The organism is Pseudomonas grimontii (genome assembly GCF_007858185.1).
Classification (GTDB): Bacteria; Pseudomonadota; Gammaproteobacteria; order Pseudomonadales; family Pseudomonadaceae; genus Aquipseudomonas; species Aquipseudomonas grimontii.
Genome location: NZ_VFES01000028.1, coordinates 1 through 18,903 on the forward strand (window position 1 = coordinate 1; position 18,903 = coordinate 18,903).

Sequence of the window (18,903 nt, forward strand, 5' to 3'; positions counted from 1 at the left end):
GCTCCCTGGCAGCTTCATGTGGCAGCTTTACCGCATGGTACTGGGACGTGACGAAATCCCTCCAAAATCCCTGCTCGATAAAGCCCCGCTCACTTGGCGCCTGATGCGCCTGCTCCCGGAACTCATCCCGAAGTGTTTCTGCATTTTTGGTATGGTGCAGCACATTTCCCAAGGACTGATCTTTCATCGCAGGATGCGGCGTCGACCTTCTTCAACGAGATGCTGTAGAAATGCCCGAACCTATACCGATTAAAGATCACGAAAAAGAGAATCGGCTGGTCAACAAGCGCCTGCTCGCTTGTGCGTTGTTGGTGATCGGCATTACGTGTGCCCTGGTGGGGCGCATGTATTTCCTTCAAGTCATACAGTTCGACTACCACTCCACGATTTCTGAAAACAACCGCGTCCACGTGCTGCCCATCACGCCGACGCGTGGCCTCATCTATGACCGTAATGGCGTGGTCCTGGCCGATAACCGGCCCAGCTACAACCTGACCATCACCCGCGAGCGCACCACCGACCTCAAGGGCGAGCTCGACGCCATCGTCAACTTGCTGCACCTGCCTGTCGAAGATCGCGCACTGTTCGACAAGGCCCTGAAGCAGGCACGCCACCCATTCGTCCCCGTAACGTTGTTTTACGAGTTGACCGAAGAGCAAATTGCATTGCTGGCGGTGAATGAGTTCCGTCTGCCAGGAGTAGATGTAGAACCGCAATTCGTCCGTCACTACCCACTGGGTGCGCATTTTGCCCACTCCATCGGCTATGTAGGACGGATCAATGAGAAAGAATCCAAAGCCCTCGACTCGGTGGAATACCGCGGCACGCAGTCCATCGGCAAAACCGGTATCGAGCGTTTCTACGAATCTGAACTGCATGGCCATGTCGGCTACGAAGAGGTCGAGACCAATGCCCAGGGCCGTGTGCTACGTGTGCTCAAGCACACAGACCCGATCCCTGGCAAAAACATCGTCCTGAGCCTCGACGTGAAGCTCCAGGAAGCTGCGGAAGAGGCCCTGGGCGATCGCCGCGGTTCGGTGGTTGCCCTCGATCCGCAAACCGGCGAAGTGCTTGCCATGGTCAGCAAGCCGAGCTTTGACCCGAACCTCTTCGTCACCGGCATCAGTTTCAAGGAATATGCCGCGCTGCACGACTCCATCGACCGGCCGCTGTTCAACCGCGTACTGCGGGGGCTCTACGCGCCAGGTTCGACCATCAAGCCGGAAGTGGCCATCGCCGGCCTCGATAGCGGTGTCGTCACCGCACAGACCCGGGTGTTCGACCCTGGTTACTACCAACTTCCCGACTTTGACCACAAATACCGCAATTGGAACCACAGCGGCGATGGCTGGGTAGACATGGATGCCGCCATCATGCGTTCCAATGACACTTACTTTTACGACCTTGCCCACAAGTTGGGCATCGACCGCCTGCACGACTACCTGACGGAGTTCGGCCTTGGCCAGAAAGTCTCCCTGGACATGTTCGAAGAGTCCGCTGGCTTGATGCCATCCCAGGCTTGGAAGCGCGCCACACGGCGCCAACCCTGGTTCCCGGGCGAAACCGTGATCCTCGGCATTGGCCAGGGTTATATGCAAGTCACACCGCTGCAATTGGCCCAGGCCACGGCGTTGATCGCCAACAAGGGCGTGTGGAATCGACCGCACTTGGCCAAGACCATCAATGGCGAGCCGCCGGTGGACGAGAACCCGATGCCCAACGTCGTCCTCAAGGATCCGCGTGATTGGGAACAGGTGAACCACGGTATGCAACTGGTGATGCATGACCCACGCGGTATCGCCCGGGCCGCCGCACAAGGGGCGCAATATCGTATTGCCGGCAAGAGCGGTACCGCGCAAGTGGTTGCGATCAAGCAGGGTGAGCGCTACAACCGTGAGAAGACCCTGGAGCGCCACCGTGACAATGCGTTGTTCGTTGGCTTCGCCCCGGCCGAACACCCGAAAATCGTGATTTCGGTGATGATCGAAAACGGTGAGGCCGGTGGTCGCGTCGCGGGTCCGGTGGTGCGGCAAATCATGGATGCCTGGCTACTTGACCAGGCAGGTCACCTGAAGCCGCAATATGCGACGCCGGCTAAAGCGCCAGGTGACCCGCACGTCTAAGTCATGCCTTCCACTCGTCCCATTGCTCTATGCCTTGATGGGCAAGCCAGGGCACATCATGGGCCGTCCAGATGTGCGAGGTGGGCCTGGCGCCTGGATCATCGTCCAACGTCGCCACCCGCACGATCACATGGGGCTGATGTCCACGCTCTGCTATCAGATGTGAGCCACAGCGCGAGCAGAAATGCCTGAGCTTGGCCGGCGACGATTCAAAGGACGCCAGCAGTTCCTCCCCCTGCGTCCAGCGAAAATGTTCGCGCATTACTCCAGCAGTGGCGACAAACGGGGCCGCGTGTATTTTGCGGCAGCTCGCGCAGTGGCAATGGCTGATGGGCATGTCCAGTTGATCCACCTGATAGCGAACACCTTTGCAGAAGCAACTTCCATTCAATGGGTTAGTCATAAACATATTGCCGGTTCAAGGACGGGGTCATCATGATTGCTTACAACCTGAGGTTGCGCATTGTTTGATGTCGCCTACTGTCAACGGAGGAGGTGACTTATGCACGTATTAGATCGCATCGAGCGAAAAGTTCTACTGAACGCTTCACGCAAACAGGTCTGGGAAGCGCTCACCAATGCCGAGCAATTCGGTAACTGGTTTGGTATCGCCCTCATGGGCAAAGCCTTTATGGCAGGGGAAACCATAGAGGCGCCGATTACCTACCCAGGTTACGAACACGTGATCTGGAAAGCCAAAATCGAACGCATCCTGCCGCAGACGCTGTTCTCTTTCTGGTGGCACCCCTTTGCGGTGGAAGAGGGCGTCGACTACGACAAGGAAACCCCGACACTGGTGGAATTCACCATTGAGGATCGGGCGCCCGGCATTTTGCTACGGGTGGTTGAATCCGGTTTCGATACGGTGCCAGAGAAGCGTAGGCAAAAAGCCTTCAAGATGAACTCCCGTGGCTGGGACGAGCAGATGGGCAATATCGAAAACTATTTGAGCAAAGCCCGTCGGGCGTAAACCGGATAACGGGCATCATCACTGATGCCCGTCCTTGTCGTTCTCAGCTTCCATGAGTCGTGATGCAGGGCAACTGGCCTTGCGGCTAGAAGTCCACCGTCGCCGACAACTTGGCTACGCGAGGATCGCCCTGGCTCAAGAACCCACCGTTGATGCGCTGCTTTTGATAGACAAAATCACTCGATACGCGCAACGCATCGCCTCGGTAGTCCAGGCCGAGCGCAAACAGTTTCGACCGCTGGGTTTCCTCATCAATACCAGTAGTACCTTCGCGCTGGGACAGGTTTATCCGTGCACCAAAACGATTGTCTTCCAGCCGCCGGTCTATATCCAAATGCTCGCCTACGCGGCCATCGCCGCCGATCCCCGAGCCTCCCGGGGGCACGCCGTTGATAAACGCGTTGCGCCCCTTAAACACTTCCACGCGCTCCAGCGCGTCGGTAGAGATGATCTGACGCGGCAGGATGCCGTACAAACCATGGTAGGAAATATCATCGCCGTTCAGCGGCAGGCCACGGGTCATGAAGGTCTGCGCCTGGTTCGCATACCCCCGACGCCTTGCAACAAATTTGTCAGATTGCGGCCCGCGTGCGCGTTTACCTGCCGCGTTTGGGCGGATGCCGCGTAGAATCAACGCCTGAAAGCTATTCCTGAGGTGCGGTACGGTGGATTTACAGCAGGGTTTTGTCCTGACCCGGCATTGGCGCGATACCCCGACGGGCACAGAGGTCAGTTTCTGGCTGGCCACAGACCATGGCCCACGGTTTATCCGCCTACCCGTGCAGACCTCGGTGATGTTCATCCCCGAGGCCCACCGTAAGCCGCTGGATTGGCTGCTCAAGGGCGAACGCGATATCGAATTGCGCCCGCTGCAACTCTGCGACTTCCATCACCGCCCGGTTTTGGGCCTGTACACCCGCCAGCACCGCCAGTTGATGGACGTGGAAAAACGCCTGCGCGCCGCCGGTGTCGACGTCTACGAAGCCGACGTACGCCCACCCGAACGCTACATGATGGAGCGTTTCATCACCGCGCCGGTGTGGTTCGGCGGTACACCCGATGCCAGTGGTGCCCTGTGCGACGCGCAGATGAAGCCCGCGCCCGACTACCGCCCGCCGCTCAAGCTGGTGTCCCTGGACATCGAGACCACCGCCCAGGGCGACCTCTATTCCATCGCCCTCGAAGGCTGCGGCGAACGCCAGGTGTACATGCTCGGGCCGCCCAACAAAACCGACGCGGTGGACTTCAAGCTCGACTACTGCGACACCCGCGCCCAATTGCTCGAATGCCTCAACCAATGGCTCGCCACCCATGACCCCGATGCAATCATCGGCTGGAATGTGGTGCAGTTCGACCTACGGGTCCTGCACGAACATGCCCAGCGCCTCAACGTGCCGCTGATGCTCGGTCGCGGCGATGAGCCCATGGCCTGGCGCGAGCACGGCAGCCGCAACCATTACTTCGCTGCAGCGGCGGGTCGCTTGATCATCGACGGTATCGAGGCCCTGCGTTCGGCCACCTGGAGCTTTGAATCCTTCAGCCTGGAAAACGTCGCGCAAACCCTGCTCGGCGAAGGCAAGGACATCTCCACGCCGTATCAGCGCATGGACGAAATCAACCGTATGTTCGCCGAGGACAAGCCTGCCCTGGCGCGCTACAACCTCAAGGACTGCGAGCTGGTCACGCGGATTTTCGCGAAAACCGAGCTGCTCAAGTTCTTGCTCGAACGTGCCAGCGTCACCGGGTTGCCAGCCGACCGCAACGGCGGCTCGGTGGCGGCGTTTACGCACCTGTACATGCCGCTGATGCACCGCCAGGGCTTCGTTGCGCCGAACCTGGGCGATAAACCGCCCCAGGCCAGTCCCGGCGGGTTTGTCATGGACTCGCGCCCCGGCCTCTACGAATCGGTGCTGGTACTCGATTACAAAAGTCTCTACCCGTCGATCATCCGCAGCTTCCTGATCGATCCGGTGGGTCTGATCGAAGGCCTCAAGCACCCCGACGACAGCGACTCTGTGGAAGGCTTTCGCGGCGCACGGTTTTCTCGCACCCGGCACTGCCTGCCCTCCATCGTCGCGCGCGTCTCCGAGGGCCGTGAAGAGGCCAAGCGTGAACACAACGCACCGCTTTCCCAGGCGCTGAAAATCATCATGAACGCCTTCTACGGCGTACTCGGTTCCAGCGGTTGCCGCTTCTTCGATACACGGCTGGCTTCCTCGATCACGATGCGCGGCCACCAAATCATGCGCCAAACCCGCGAGCTGGTTGAAGCCCAGGGTTATGAGGTGATCTACGGCGACACCGACTCCACCTTCGTGTGGCTCGGCAGCGCGCATTCCCAGGAAGACGCCAGCCGTATCGGCCAGGCGCTGGTCAAGCATGTCAACACGTGGTGGCGTGAGCACCTGCACAGCGCGTTCGGCCTGCAAAGCGCCTTGGAGCTGCAATACGAAACTCACTTCAGCCGCTTCCTGATGCCGACCATTCGCGGCGCGGAGGAGGGCAGCAAAAAACGCTACGCTGGCCTGGTCACCCGTGCCGACGGCAGCGAAGAGATGATCTACAAAGGCCTGGAGACCGTGCGCAGCGACTGGTCGCCCCTGGCCCGTCGGTTCCAGCAGGAACTCTACCAGCGCATCTTCCACCGCCAGCCCCATCAGAACTACATACGCGACTACGTGCGCCGCACCCTGAGCGGCGAATTCGATGAACTGCTGATCTACCGCAAGCGCCTGCGCCGCCAGCTGGACGACTACGAGCGTAACGTGCCGCCCCATGTGCGCGCTGCGCGGCTCGCCGATGAATACAACGACCGCCTGGGGCGCCCGCGCCAGTACCAGCGCGGCGGTTGGATCAGCTACGTGATCAGCGTCAACGGCCCCGAACCGCTGGAAGTCCGCCAGACGCCGATTGATTACGACCACTACGTCACCCGGCAATTGCAACCCGTCGCGGATGCCATCCTGCCGTTCGTGAATGACGATTTCAGCACCCTGGTCGGCGGGCAAATGGGCCTGTTCTAAAACGCTTGATTCACTCCGGTGAGAGCCTGCACTCTTGGCCTCTGATGATCACCAGACGGCGTAGCGCTCCATGACCCTGCTCACCCTGACCGGCACCGCGGTCGAACTCCAACCCCTGCAACGCGAACACGCGGCCGCCTTGCTTGATGCTGCTGCCGATGGCGAGCTGTGGAACCTCAAGGTCACCCACGTGCCGGGTCCGGACACCGTAGATCAATACATCGAAACCGCCCTGGCCGGGCGTGACGCGGGCACCATGATTCCGTTCACCCTCGTGCGTCGCGACACCGGCCTGGTGGTCGGCAGCACGCGGTTCTGGAAGGTCGACCGGGTCAACCGCAAGCTGGAGATCGGCCACACCTGGCTGGCGCAATCCACGCAAAACAGCGCCATCAACACCGAAGCCAAGCTTCTGCTGCTGACCTACGCGTTTGAAGTGCTGGACTGCGTGCGCGTGCAATTCACCACCGACGAACTCAATGAAAAATCCCGCGCTGCGATCCTGCGCCTGGGCGCCGTACAGGAAGGCATTGTGCGTCACGAACGCATCATGCGCGACGGGCGCAAGCGCAACTCGGTGCGTTTCAGCATCATCGATTCAGAATGGCCGCAGGTGAAGGCCAACTTGCTGGCGAAACTGCAACGATAGGAGGAAAGGTCCATGTACACGCTCTATGGCATCGACGAATCTGGCTCCTGCATGATCGAAATCGCGCTGCAGCGGTGCGCGGCGCCGTGGCGACGGGTGGACGCCGCCTCTTGGGCCGACGGCGAGGGTAGCGACGAGCTCGCCCGTATCAACCCGCTCAAACAGGTGCCCACCCTGGTCACTCCCGATGGCCAGGTGCTGACGGAAAGTGCCGCGATCCTGATCCATCTGGGCCTGGCGTTTCCCGACGCGTATCTGTTGAGCGGCGACCGCGCCCAGATCATTCGGGGCCTGGTGTACATCGCGGCCAATTGTTATTCGGCGATCGGCATCATCGACTACCCGCAACGCTGGCTGGGCAATGCCGATGAAGCGCTGCAGGCGCAATTGGCGGCGGGCACGCGCCGTTATCTGCATCAGGCCTGGGTGGTGTTTGCCGAACAATTTGCCGGCCAGTTGTTCGCGCCCAACGGCGAGCCGAATGCGCTCGGTATCATGGCGGCGGCGGTGTCGCGTTGGGATCAGGCACGCGAAGCGTTGAGCGCCCTTGCGCCAGGCTTTGCCCAGACCTTGGCGCAGGTGGATGTCGACCCCATCGTGGCACCCGTGTTTGCTCGGCATTGGCCGGACTGGGAGGTCTCGTAATGTTTCCGCAATCAAAGGAAACAATGCTGGATGTCGCCTCCAAACCCTTGCGGAGCGGGCATCCTGGCCTACGCTTTCTTAAAGTGGCGTAGGAATCATCCTTGAATTTGACTGTCGCAGACATGAAACTCAAGAACCCTGCATGGAATTCAAAGGAGGTGCGCATGCTCATCCGGTCGCTGACCCTGGCTACCTTGATGGCTTTTACGGGGCCGCTGTTGGCTGCTGATGATATCAACCCGCTCAAGCAGGACCTGGGCAAAGCCCGGCCACTGGTGGTGGTGGAGCTTGATTCCGGCAACGACACACTGGCGACGCTCAAGAAACAACTGGACGAGCCTGCTACCAAGCAGTCCTTTGAAGAGCGCAGCATGGTGTTCTACACCGTGAAATTCGGCAGCATCGGTGCCGAAGGGGAGAAGTTCGCCAAGGACCCCAAGGACAACAAGAAGCTCACGCCACCTGAGACCAACGCGCTGATTCGCGCGCTCAAACTGGGTGCCGGCAGCGGCACCAAAGTGATCCTGGTGGGCAAGGATGGCGAGAAGAAAGTCGAGAAGACCGTGCCACCGGATACCCTCGATTTGAAAGAGTTTTTCAGCGCCATCGACCAGATGCCGATGGCTGAGAAAGAAACCGCCGCCGCACCGGAACCAGAACCCGCTGCACCGGCCCCGGCCAAGGGCGCCAAGCCTGCGAAACATGCCGGCAAGCCCGCTGCGCAACAACTGGATGACTGAACCCAATAGCCGGTAGGAGCACGCTCGCTCCTACCGTTATTTGGCCGCCTTGCGCAGCGGAAACGGAAAGTAGAAAAACCGCAGGAACGCCATCCGCTTGATCACTTCCCAGATCAACAACGGCACCACCACCGCCACGACAAAACCGATACACGCCGCGACAAACGCATGCAGCCCAAGACGCTCCATCAAATCAAACGTCTTGTGCTGGATCTCCCCATGGAAGATCAGCAGGACCAGGGTCGACTGGCCGATGTAGGTCATGGCACGGGTGATCAACGCCGAGGCCATCAGCACCCGCGCCAGCGCCCAGCACAGGTACACCCCAATCACCGCCAGCAGGCTGGTCCATAGCCAGTGGTCGTAGCGACGCTGCGCCAGGTCCATAGTGTCGTGGCTATAGATGAACACTGCCGCGAACAGCACCACCGAAACCAGCAAAGTCAGCAGTGACCCCGCATGGGTACGCAGCCAGTTCCGCAGCAGGTAGCCGTAGACGAAACACGCGCTGCTGATCAGGGTGATGTCCAGGCTGAACGGCAAGCCGGGCAGCACCCAGGTTTGCCCGCCGAGGGTCACCGGCAATTGCCAGAACCAGGGCAGCATCCAGATGCCGAGCAGCAGCGGTACCAGCATCACTGTGCAACTCACCGCCAGCGGCAGGCGCTGGATCAGCCGCAGTACCACCCAACTGAACAGGATCGCCACCCAGAAGTGCGGCAAAAACCACAGCGCCTGCCACGGGATGGTGTCCACCGAGGCGTACAGCACGCCGCCTATGTCCGGCAGCAGCGGTTGGCCGCGCAGTACATCACGCACGATCACATACACCAGCAGGGTGAAGAAAAACGGCTTGAGCAGGCCATCCGCCTTGCGCACCGCCATCTCGACAAACGGCTGCTCAGGCTTGAAAAACACCCCCGACAAAAAGAAGAACAACGGCAACACGAACGACGCCAGGATCGGGTACATCAAGTCCAGGGACGTGGCGACAAACCAGCTGTGGGCATACACGATCACCAGGATGCCGATGCCTTTGGCGATGTCCATTTGAATCCAGCGATTTTTCACCTGAGTGCTCCCGATCGATCATTCATGCCTTGCGCCACGGCTTGAGCCACAGCCCCATGCCGAGCAACACCACGGCGCCCGCCAGGGTGCTCAGCCCCAGTTGCAGCCACACGCCTTCAATGCGAAACAACGCCAGCGCAGCCAACCCCATCAGCAGCGCATTGAGCCACCAGTGCCGGGCCCAGGGCAGGGCGCCGAGCAAGGCCTGGCGCTGCATCAGCAACAGCGCGGTGCAGATCACGCCGGCCAGGGCGGCCAAGGGGATGCCGGCCAGGCCAAACACAAAGGGCAGGGCGGCCAACAGCAGCACGTTGACCAGGCTGCCGAGCAACTCGCAGCGCAGCGGCTGGCGCGTATCGCCGGCGGCGTAGGCATAGCGCGCGAGCAAGGCGTTCCAGGCGCCGAACACCAACGGCACGGCAAACCAGGCCAGCAGCAGCGGCAACGGCGAATCCGCCGATTGCTTGGGCAGCAGCACTGCCACCAGGCTCGGGGCTGCCGCCACCAGACCGACGCCGGCGGGCAGGGTCAGCACGCTGGCGGTTTCCAGGCCGCGCTTGAGCAGGGCCAGGCGCTCATCGCCCTGGCGGCGACTCATCATGCCCAGCAGCACCTGGTTGAGGCTCATCATCGCAATCAGCGGCAGGTTCATCAGCTTGCGCGCCAGGTTGACCCAGGTCACCGCACCTTCGCCCAGCAACGACGCCACCAGCCGTTCGATCAGCGCCAAGCCTTGGCTGGCGCCATTGCTCAACAACAGTGGGCCGATACGCTGGGCCAGCTCCCGCAAGGGCGCGACGGTCAGTTGCCAGCGCCATGGCCGCCAGCCTTGGCGCCACACCGAGGGCAACAGCGCTAGCGGCATCAACAGGCTGCCGGCCAGGCAGGCCAGGGCCAGCGAGTGCGGTTGGCTGGCGGTGCCCGCGAGGGCGAGGTACGTCACTGGCGGCAGGTTGAACAGCAACGAGCCCAGCCCCGCGAGGACAAAACGTTCGCTGGCTTGCAAGGGAACGCTGAACAGCGCATGCAGCATCAAGCCCGGCACACACCAGGCGACGATCTGCAGGTTGCGGCTGGCCAATGCCGTGGCGGTGGCGGCCAACCCCGGGCCGAGCACTTGCACCAGCCACGGCGCCAACAGTGTCAGCAGCAGGCTGGTGACCAACGCGATCAGCAGCAACGTCGGGAACAACACCGCCAGCCAGTCCAGGCGCTCGCCGTCCTTGCGCTGCTGGTACAGCGGCAGCGCGGCGGCGCTCAGCACACCGCCGGCCAATGACATGCGCAGCGCTTCCGGCAAAAACAGCGCGATCAGGAAGGCGTCACTGCGTTCTCCGGCCCCCCAGGCCGCCACCAGCAACCATTCACGCGCGAACCCCAGGCACAGGCCCAACAGGGTTGCCAGGGTCAGCCAGGCGGCAGAGCCAAGCATCAGGGACGTGCCTCATCAAGCAAGGGTTTGCGGTAGGCCACGGACTTCACCTGCGGCAGCCGCGTCGGAAACAACCGCCGCGCCTCCAGCACATTGATGCCCACCATCAGCCAGAACAACGCCACCATCACCACCGCAAAGCTGAAGTAGTGGTCGAACAGGCCGCTGACCAGCGCCGACAGAATCCCGCCGGTGGTGCCCAGCCACAGGGCATTGTCCTTGGTCAGGCGGATCGGGCCTTTTTCCGGGCGCGCTTCACGCCACCAGCGCACGGTCACCGCCACAAAGAACAGCATGCCGACCATGCCGGTCTTGTAGATGAAGTTCAGCCACAGGTTGGAGATACCCAGCAGGTGGGTGCCCGGCACCGGTGGGTCAACCTTGAAACCGATGCCAAACGGATAAGACACCACGGCCTGCGGAAACATGCGGTACTCGTCGAACCGCACTTCGGTACTGGCGTTGTCCGACGAGAAAATCGTCGCCAGGCGTTCCTGCAACGGTGGGTAGGCAATCACCAGCGCCACGGTCAACGCTGCGCCGATCATCAACAGGCGCCCGGTGTAGGGCACGCGGCGCGTGGCCATCCACAGCAGCACCAACGCCAGGCTGACCATCGCGCCGCGGCTGCTGGCCAGCAGCAACGCCGCCGCGCCCAGGCAGGCGACGCCCAGGCCCAGCGCGCGTTTCCAGCCTTGCTCGGTCACGCCGAAGCAGAAAGCCAGGGGCAGCAGCAATGCCATGATCCCGCCGATGGCATTCGGGTGCATCCACGGCGAGCCCATGCGCGAAGACATGGCCTCCAGGCCGAATTTCAACATGTCGAAGTTGCCGTAGTTGAACAGCGCCAGAATCGGCGCAATGCCGGCCCCGGAGCGTGTGCGCACGAACACCGCAATCGACAGCGCCAGCATCGCCAGGCTACCCAGCAACAGGGCGATCACCACGGATTCGCGCTGCTTGCGGTCCACCAGCAATTTGGCGCAGAGGAACACCGCCGACAGGCTCAGCAGCCAGCGTAGCCAGTTGGCCACGCCGCTGGTGTCGGCGTGGATGGTGACCTGGCCGACGAGGAACGGGAACACGCTGAACAGCATCAGCCACAACAGCATCTGGTCGGTGGGGCGACGGGTGAGGCTGGGCGTGTCGGGCAGGCGCGCCAGGAAGTTGTGCCACAGCACCGCGCCCCAGGTCAGGGCCAGGATCGCCTCGCTCACGGTACTGCGAATTCCCAGGTTGATGGTCGAGTACGGCATGAGCGTGGCGATCATGGCGAACAACAATAGCCCCCACAACGGGAAGCGCAGGATGGTCACCGCCCCCGCCAGGCCGATCACGGCGAGGAACGCCTTGGCCGGCGACAGCAACAGGGCGAGGGCGCCGAACAGCAGGCCGAAGAGGATCGCGACGAGGCTTGCCAGGTTCACTCTCACTTGAGTTCCTCGATCAGTTCGGCCAGGCGCCGGCGATAAGCGTGATGATTAAAGCGTTGCGCCCACAGCCGCCGTTGCTCGGCGGACCCTTCATCCGGGTGCATGCCCAGGCTGAGCATCAATTGCACCAGCGTCGGGCCATCGGTGGGGGAAAAGCGCGGTGCCGACGGCGGGGTGATTTCATCCAGTGACGTGCCGCTGGCCACCGCCACCGGCGTGCCGACGCTCAGGGCCTCGATCACCGGCAGGCCGAAGCCTTCGGCATAGGACGGCTGCCACAGGCGTGACGCCTGGCGGTACAGCGTATGCAGCTCGGCGTCCGACACGCCACTCAGCGCGCGAATCCCCGGCAATGTGCGCTGGGCTTCGGGCAAATGATCAAGGCTGCCCACCAGCACCAACTCCGGCACGCTGGGGGATTGGCGCCGCGCCTGCTGCCAGGCGTCCACCAGGAACGGCACGTTCTTGCGCAGCTCGCGGGTGCCCACCAGCAGCCAGTAGCGCTGCGGCAGTTGACGTGCGGACAGGTCTGCCGCCCGTTCGGCAAAGCCGTCGACTTGGTTGGGCAACACGCGAATCTTGCCCGCCGCCTTGGGAAACAGCCGCGCGGTTTCATCGGCGCTGTACTGCGACGGGGTCCACACACGGTCGGCGCTGTGCACTGCGTAGGCAATCGACAGGCGATCGCTGGTCTTGTAGATCAGCGCCTTCAAGCGGTTGGCGTGGTAGTTGTTCAGGGTGATCTGGAACAGGTCATGCAGCAGCACCACGGTGCGCAATCCCGTCGGCTTGGGTGGCAGCGGCAGGCCCATATTGAAGGTGCTGATGTACAGGTCGATGTGCTGCTCACGCAAAGCGCGTGGCAGGAAGCCGGCCTCGAAACGCAGGCGATGGTGCGGCTGGTGCATGGCGGTCTTGGCACAGCCCCACGCCGGGCAATGGGCCTGCAAGCGGGTCTCATCGTCCAGCGGCGCCACGGTAAACCGCTCAAGCTCGATGCCCGGCAAGGCGTGCAGAGCGCTTTCCAGTGCGTACACCTGGCGGCTGATGCCCGATTGCGGCGAGGTGCCGACGGTGCGGTAATCCAGGCCTACACGCATGCGGCTTCCCTCTGGCTCAGCGGCACGAGGGTGGCGTACACCTGCTCCAGTTGGCTGGCGGCGACGCTCCAGTCATGGGCGCGGCGCACATAGGCGCGGCCGGCCTCGCCCATGGGCGCAGCGGCTTTCGGACATTGCAGCAGGCGTACCACGGCATCGGCCAATTCGTCGGCGCTTTGCCCGCCGAGGTAGTCCAGGCCTTCCACCAGGTCCAGCCCCGACACGCCTTGTTCGGTGCTGGCCAGCGGCAGGCCGGCGGCCAGGGCTTCGAGCACCTTGAGCTTGGAGCCGCCGCCATGGCGCAACGGCGCCAGGAACACTGAACAGCTCGATTGCAGGTCGAGCAGGTTGGGTACGAAGCCTTGCCACTCGATACGCGGGTCTTTCCAACGCTCGCGCCAGCTGCCGGGCATGCCGAAGCCGCACACGCTCATGCGCGCCTCCGCACAGCGCGCCCAGACCTTCGGCAGGATTTCATCCAGGGCCCATTCGATGGCGTCGACGTTCGGCGCGTATTCATAGTTGCCGAGGAACAGCACGCGGCGTGTCGACGGGTCGGGATGGGCCGCAGCGAAGTGATCGCAGTCCACGCCATTGACCACCACCGGCACGGGTTTGCCGGCGATCTTTTCCAGGATGTGCGCATCGCCTTGAGTGACCGCCACCACCTGCGTGGCCTGGCGCATCACCCGGCGTTCCCAGCGGGTATAGCGCCATTGGTCATAGCGAATGAACGGCAGCGACCAACGCGGCAAACGGTCGTAGGTGGCCGCGCCCAGGGCCGACTCCACATTGTGTTCGGTCAGCACAAATGGCTGGGATTTACGCGCCAGCGCATCTTCGTAAGGCTGGAAACTGTAGCTGTGCTCGATCTGCACCACGTCCCAATGTTCACCCAACAACCCCGTGAAGGTGTCCTGCAATCCAGCCGACAGGCCATTCACACTGGCCAGCAGCGGGTAGGGGGCAAACAGCCCTGCCACCAGGGTCTTGAGGCTGCGCAAGGGGCGGCGCGGCAGGATGATCAACTGTTCGACAAACGCCTCCAGCACCTGGCGGTCGGCGAGGGATACCGGGTGCTTGTCATGCAGCAGCAGGGTGATCCGATGCCCGCGCGCGGCCAGGCTGCGCAGCAGGTGGAACTGGCGCGTCTTGCCGCCGCTGGTGGCGGGCCAGGGCGAGTAGGGCAGGATCCATAAAATGCGCATGGCGGGCCTCAGTCCCATAACAGGATTTGCAAGTTCGTTTTGACCGGCACGGTCAGGCCGTCGGTACCGGTTACCGGGGTTTGCGTACCGCGCAGCGGGTCATACAGCGTGGCGCTGGCCAGGTTGGGCAAGTGTGCGTTGCCGCCCTCGGCCGACCAGAAGAACCATAGCTTGCGCCCGTCGGCGCGGGTCCAGCCGATGCTGAACAGGCCGTCGGGCAATTGGTCGGCGCTGGGCGGGTCGCCGGGAATGAGCGTCGGACCGCTGACCTCGAGGAAATTTTTCAGCGCGGTGTAGACCGGCTTGGGATTGGCGTCGATGTCGAGCAAGCCGTAAGACTGGTCCCGCACACTGGCGCGCTGGTCCAGGTCGCTGAGGGTGAACAGGAAGACCCTGTCGTAATCCAGTGCACTCATCAGCGCCAGGCGGCGCACCACGTAATCGGCCTGGGCCTGTGGGGTGATGATGTCCTGGGCGTCTTTGGGACCGGTGTAGGTCGACCAGCCCCATTCGGTGCTCCACAGGGTCTGCACGCCGCCGTTGCGCAGGGCCTGGTTGAGCGCGGTGGCCCTGGCGATAAAGTCCAGGTTGGCCGGGTCGTTGCCTTCGGGCAATTGGGTATAGGGGTGGTACGAGACGAAGGTATTCAGGCTGGCCACGCCCAGGGCGCCGAGGGCATCGAACATGCTCTGGCCGTTGGGCATTTCGCTGAAGAACGCCATGCCGGCGGCCACCACCGGTTTGCTCGGGCTCATGGCGCGCAACGCGGCGGCGCTGGCAGTCAGCAACGCGGCGTAGCCGGCCGGGTCGGCCACCGGGCGCCAGAAGCCCAGCAGGTTCGGTTCGTTCCACACCTGCCAGGCGTCGACACTGGGGTAGCGCTGGGCCAACAGCGCCATGCGGTTGGCGAACACGTTCGGGTCTTTCGGCGGGTACTGGTCCTGATAGGGCGCACCCACCGGCGCCGTGGTGGCGAACGGGGCCGACCCCACCAGGTAGAACACCGACTTGAGCTGGTTGTCCTGCAGTTTGCCCACCAACTGATCCAGCGTCGCCACCTGGTACTGCCCTTCGACCGGCTCCAGTTGGTCCCAATGCAAATCCAGGCGTACCCACTCCAGGCCCAGCGCCTTGAGACGGTCGATCTGCTTTTGATAGCGCTCTGGGGCGAACCACAGGAACTGCGCGTTCACCCCGAGGAAATCCTTCCACGCCAGGGTTTTGTTGCCCTTGAGCACATGGCTTTCGGCATCGGCCTGGCGCCCCCACAAAAACGCGCTCAGGCCCAGGGCGGCGACCACCACCAGGGCAGCGACGTAGGTGCGTTTACGTGGCATGGCGGCTGTCCTCGATGACGTGTTCAAACAGCGCCTTGAACGTCTGCGCGGTCAACGGCCACAAGCGCTCGCGGCCGATTTCGCCGGCACGTTCGGCCCAGTCCCTGGCCAGCAGCGGCGTGCGTGCCAGGCGCAGCAGTTGCGCGCTGAGCGCGTCAACATCGCCTTCGGGGTAGATGGCGCCATTGCCGCTGGCGACTTCCTCGGCAAACGCGCGAGCGTCGGACGTGATCGCGCCGCGCCCGCACGCGGCGGCCCAGGACAGCGCGCCACTGGTGCCGCGCTGGCGCCCGAGCAGGCCGAGTTTTTTCGATTCGCGATAGGGCAGCACCATCACATGGTGGGCCTGGATGGTCTGGGCAATCTCTTCAGCCGGCAGGTTCAGCCGCCAGTCGATGGCATCCGTCAGCCCGAGCTCGGCGATTTGCTTGTTCAACTGTTCCAGGTAATTACCGCCTGCGCCGAACGCCATTTCGGCGGCGGTGCCACCGGCCAGCGTCAGGCGCACACGCCCACGCAATTGGGGGGCTTGCTTGAAAACAGCGGCCAGGGCCTGCAACAGGTCTTCGATGCCTTTGCCCCGGTAGATAAAACCGAAGTACAGCAGGTGCAGCGTATCCAGGGGCGGTAACGGCGCCGACGGAATCGCCAGGTTGGCATGGTGGATCACCGCCACTTTACCCGCCGGCAGTTGCATGCGTTGGCCCAGGCACTCGGCGCCCAGGCGGGTGAGGGTGATCAAGCGCGTCACACCGGCGGCGACCTGGCGCTCTTCACGCAAGGTCAGCGGATCGGCCAGCACCACCGCCGCCTGTGGCATTGGGCTGGGCAAGCGCTCCAGCAGGTTCAGCGGGAATGGCAACCGCTCGCGGCGCCAGACGATGCGTTCCGGATCATGCACCGTGGCGGTCAAGGGCAGTGCCGGGTAGGCCCTGCGCAACTCGCGCAGGGTCAGGAATTCCCCCAGCCGTCCGCCGCCCAGCTCGGCGTGGACGAGGTCTACGCTGTGCCAGTCGAACCCGCCGATGGCCTGTTTGATCGCCTGGTTATTGCCTGCCACACCGGCCAACGGCGTCAGCACCGTCACGCCGAGTTGTTCCAGGGCCGTGCGGAAATGGTTCGCGTAGTCGGCGATGCCGTTTTTCTCCGGCGGCAAAGGGGCGAGCAAGGCGATACGCATCAAAACGCCCCCCGGTACTTGGCGATGGTTTTAAGCACCTTGGCCGGCACCTCGAACTTGCGTCGGTTGATGATGATGCCATCCACTTTGCCGAACGCCGTGTTGAGGATCGACAGCGCGTGTTCAACCACCGGCACCGTGCTTTTGCGGGCTTCCACCACCAGGGCGATCAGATCGGCACGACGCAGGTTGATAAACGCATCGCGGTTATCCAGCAGCGCCGAGGCGTCCAGCAGCACCACTTCGCCCGGCGCTGCGGGTGCGACCCCGCCGACGCGCACCGTGATGCCGTTTTCCTGCAGCAACTGGCGCAGTTGTTCCACCACGAAGGTCACGCCCTCACCATGGCGCGCCGAGGTCAGGCCAAGGATCAGGCCCTGTTCGGCGATACGGTCCAACTGCAGCAAACCGTACAGGCGGTAGATGCTCGCGTTGAATGCGTTGGTGCCCTGGGCGGTGCTGGTGTCCAGCTCCGGCAGGGTGGTCCACAGCGGCAAGCCGAACTTGCGTTCTGCCAGGCCGCCGTCGTGGATGCGCTGGTCGAGCAGGTAGCACAAGTAGATCACCAGCAGGCCGACAACGAGCGCAAACGGGAGCGCCAGCACCAGCATCACCAGGGTTTTCGGGAAGATGCGGCCGGGGTTCAGGGTGGCTTCTTCGATCACCGCGATGTTGCTGATCTGGCTGTTATCCAGTTCACGGTCGATGCGCGATTTTTCCAGGTTGTCCACGTACAGCGCGTAGTTGCGTTCGGTGGCGCTCAACTCGCGGGCAAGGCGGGTCAGCTCCGGTTCAATCTCCAGGGCCTGCTTGCGCTGGGCTTCAAGGTTGGCCAGTTGTTTTTGCTGTTGAGTCAGTTGGGTACGTAGCGCCAGGTTGTTGCTCGACTCATCCAGCAGCACCCGCTGCAAGTGGATTTCGAGGGTGTTGGGGGCACGGTTTTCCGAGCTTTGCACGGTGTTGCTTTCATTGGCGACCTGGGCCTGCATCGCGCGGATCGATGCGTCCAGGGCTTTGACTGGCGGCGCGTTGTCCGTGTAGGTGCGCATCATGTCGGCCTTTTCCAGCAGCTTCTGGTTCAGCAGGCGACGCAGATCCTGCTGCTGCGGGTTCAGTGCGATCTGGCGCACTGTGGTCACTTCCTTGGGCTGGCTCTTGAGCTGGGTGCGGGTGCTCTGGATGGCACTGTCGGAGGAAGCGATCAGGCGCGTGGTATTGAACGTTTCGCCACGCAGCACGTTGATGCGCTCGGACAAGTCTTCCAGGCGATCAGTGATGCTCGCCGCGCCGATCTGGTTCAGGTGCGTGAGGATCTGCTCTTTATAACTCTTGATTTCAGTAGCGCTGTTCGATACCTGCCCTTCATAGAAGGCATACAGGCTTTTGCGGCCCAGGGCTTGAGTCCGTTCGTTGATATAGGTTTCAACCCAGTCCTTGACCACCGCCTGGGCAATCTTCGGGTCGCCCCACGTGAAGCTGATGTCCATCACCGTGGAGCCGGCGGCGTGGCTCACCTCGAAGCTCTTCTCCAGGCCCGCTGCCAGGCGTTCGACCGGCGTGGTTTTTTCAATCACGCCGAGGGTTTCCAGCACCGCGCGAATGCCTTCGAACACCGCGCCGACGCCACTCTTCACATAAACCTTGGTGCGCTTCCAGAAGCCTTCCGGCGGCGGTGCGTTGTTGATCACTTCCAGGTAGTGCTCCGCCACCGCGCGTACAATCGGGCGCCCGGTCAGCAGGCGCTCTTCATCGACAATCGGGTCGCGCTGGGTACTGGGCATCACCAGCGCCTGGCGGTTGCCGATCTCGATGGGCAGCGTCGAATCACGCCCCGGCTTGACCAGCAGGCGCGCGGTAGATTCGTACTTGGCAGGCAGCAAAAAGGCCCCCAGCAGCATGATCACCAGCGCAGCAATAGCGGCCAGTTTGAATTCGTGCTGGAAGATAAAAAACAGGCGTAGCAGATCACGAAAAGAACGGATCTCGATCATG

The 18,903-nt window shown here is 62.6% G+C and carries 15 protein-coding genes and 2 pseudogenes; 7 read left to right on the top strand and 10 right to left on the bottom strand.

The features are described 5' to 3' along the window. Together FIV39_RS34055 and mrdA are read left to right on the top strand one after the other, a co-directional pair. Positions 1-127: pseudogene (locus tag FIV39_RS34055) on the top strand (exodeoxyribonuclease V subunit gamma); the annotation flags it as partial. A gap of 103 nt (positions 128-230) precedes the next feature. Continuing rightward, positions 231-2,123 carry a penicillin-binding protein 2 gene (mrdA, locus tag FIV39_RS28935; protein ID WP_090402027.1) on the top strand — a complete coding sequence of 631 codons (1,893 nt, stop codon included), beginning with the start codon at positions 231-233 and terminating at the stop codon, positions 2,121-2,123. 1 nt (position 2,124) lies between these two features. Here mrdA and FIV39_RS28940 read toward each other — a convergent pair whose 3' ends face one another. Next, complete coding sequence (locus tag FIV39_RS28940) at positions 2,125-2,526, bottom strand: GFA family protein (protein WP_090409870.1); 402 nt, start codon at positions 2,524-2,526, stop codon at positions 2,125-2,127. Between the two features lie 99 nt (positions 2,527-2,625). Between FIV39_RS28940 and FIV39_RS28945 the strand changes: the two genes are divergently transcribed. After that, positions 2,626-3,093, top strand: a complete 468-nt coding sequence (locus FIV39_RS28945; RefSeq protein WP_090402029.1) for an SRPBCC family protein — start codon at positions 2,626-2,628, stop codon at positions 3,091-3,093. A 142-nt stretch (positions 3,094-3,235) separates the two neighbouring features. Here FIV39_RS28945 and FIV39_RS28950 read toward each other — a convergent pair. Then, positions 3,236-3,670 (bottom strand): annotated as a pseudogene (locus tag FIV39_RS28950) (TonB-dependent siderophore receptor); the annotation flags it as partial. A gap of 88 nt (positions 3,671-3,758) precedes the next feature. Here FIV39_RS28950 and FIV39_RS28955 point away from each other — a divergent pair. From FIV39_RS28955 to FIV39_RS28970, 4 genes are all read left to right on the top strand, one after another. After that, the gene (locus FIV39_RS28955; protein ID WP_090402031.1) at positions 3,759-6,116 is read left to right on the top strand and encodes a DNA polymerase II; all 2,358 of its coding nucleotides are present in this window, start codon (positions 3,759-3,761) and stop codon (positions 6,114-6,116) included. Between the two features lie 70 nt (positions 6,117-6,186). Further along, a complete protein-coding gene (locus FIV39_RS28960; protein ID WP_090402033.1) occupies positions 6,187-6,765 on the top strand; it encodes a GNAT family N-acetyltransferase in 579 nt (192 codons plus the stop codon). 12 nt (positions 6,766-6,777) lie between these two features. Next, positions 6,778-7,410, top strand: a complete 633-nt coding sequence (locus tag FIV39_RS28965) for a glutathione S-transferase N-terminal domain-containing protein (RefSeq protein WP_090402035.1) — start codon at positions 6,778-6,780, stop codon at positions 7,408-7,410. A 164-nt stretch (positions 7,411-7,574) separates the two neighbouring features. Next, the gene (locus tag FIV39_RS28970; RefSeq protein ID WP_090402037.1) at positions 7,575-8,150 is read left to right on the top strand and encodes a DUF4174 domain-containing protein; all 576 of its coding nucleotides are present in this window, start codon (positions 7,575-7,577) and stop codon (positions 8,148-8,150) included. A gap of 36 nt (positions 8,151-8,186) precedes the next feature. Here FIV39_RS28970 and FIV39_RS28975 read toward each other — a convergent pair whose 3' ends face one another. The 8 genes from FIV39_RS28975 to FIV39_RS29010 are packed head-to-tail and all read right to left on the bottom strand — an operon-like array spanning position 8,187 to position 18,902. Beyond that, a complete protein-coding gene (locus FIV39_RS28975) occupies positions 8,187-9,221 on the bottom strand; it encodes an acyltransferase family protein (RefSeq protein WP_090402039.1) in 1,035 nt (344 codons plus the stop codon). 22 nt (positions 9,222-9,243) lie between these two features. Then, on the bottom strand, positions 9,244-10,653 hold the full coding sequence (locus FIV39_RS28980) for a lipid II flippase MurJ (RefSeq protein ID WP_090402041.1): 1,410 nt from the start codon (positions 10,651-10,653) through the stop codon (positions 9,244-9,246). Next, the gene (locus FIV39_RS28985; RefSeq protein WP_090402044.1) at positions 10,653-12,080 is read right to left on the bottom strand and encodes an O-antigen ligase family protein; all 1,428 of its coding nucleotides are present in this window, start codon (positions 12,078-12,080) and stop codon (positions 10,653-10,655) included. The genes FIV39_RS28980 and FIV39_RS28985 overlap by 1 nt, the downstream gene beginning before the upstream one ends. Positions 12,081-12,082: 2 nt before the next feature. Then, positions 12,083-13,186, bottom strand: coding sequence for a glycosyltransferase family 4 protein (locus tag FIV39_RS28990; protein ID WP_090402046.1), 1,104 nt, complete (start codon positions 13,184-13,186; stop codon positions 12,083-12,085). After that, a complete protein-coding gene (locus FIV39_RS28995; protein WP_090402048.1) occupies positions 13,177-14,394 on the bottom strand; it encodes a glycosyltransferase family 4 protein in 1,218 nt (405 codons plus the stop codon). The genes FIV39_RS28990 and FIV39_RS28995 overlap by 10 nt, the downstream gene beginning before the upstream one ends. A gap of 8 nt (positions 14,395-14,402) precedes the next feature. Next, the gene (locus FIV39_RS29000) at positions 14,403-15,731 is read right to left on the bottom strand and encodes a GH39 family glycosyl hydrolase (RefSeq protein WP_090402051.1); all 1,329 of its coding nucleotides are present in this window, start codon (positions 15,729-15,731) and stop codon (positions 14,403-14,405) included. Further along, positions 15,721-16,911: a glycosyltransferase gene (locus FIV39_RS29005; RefSeq protein WP_090402053.1), complete on the bottom strand. Its 1,191-nt coding sequence runs from the start codon at positions 16,909-16,911 to the stop codon at positions 15,721-15,723. Before FIV39_RS29005 ends, FIV39_RS29000 begins: the two co-directional genes overlap by 11 nt. After that, positions 16,911-18,902, bottom strand: coding sequence for a GumC family protein (locus tag FIV39_RS29010; protein WP_090402056.1), 1,992 nt, complete (start codon positions 18,900-18,902; stop codon positions 16,911-16,913). Before FIV39_RS29010 ends, FIV39_RS29005 begins: the two co-directional genes overlap by 1 nt. Between the last annotated feature and the right edge of the window lies 1 nt (position 18,903).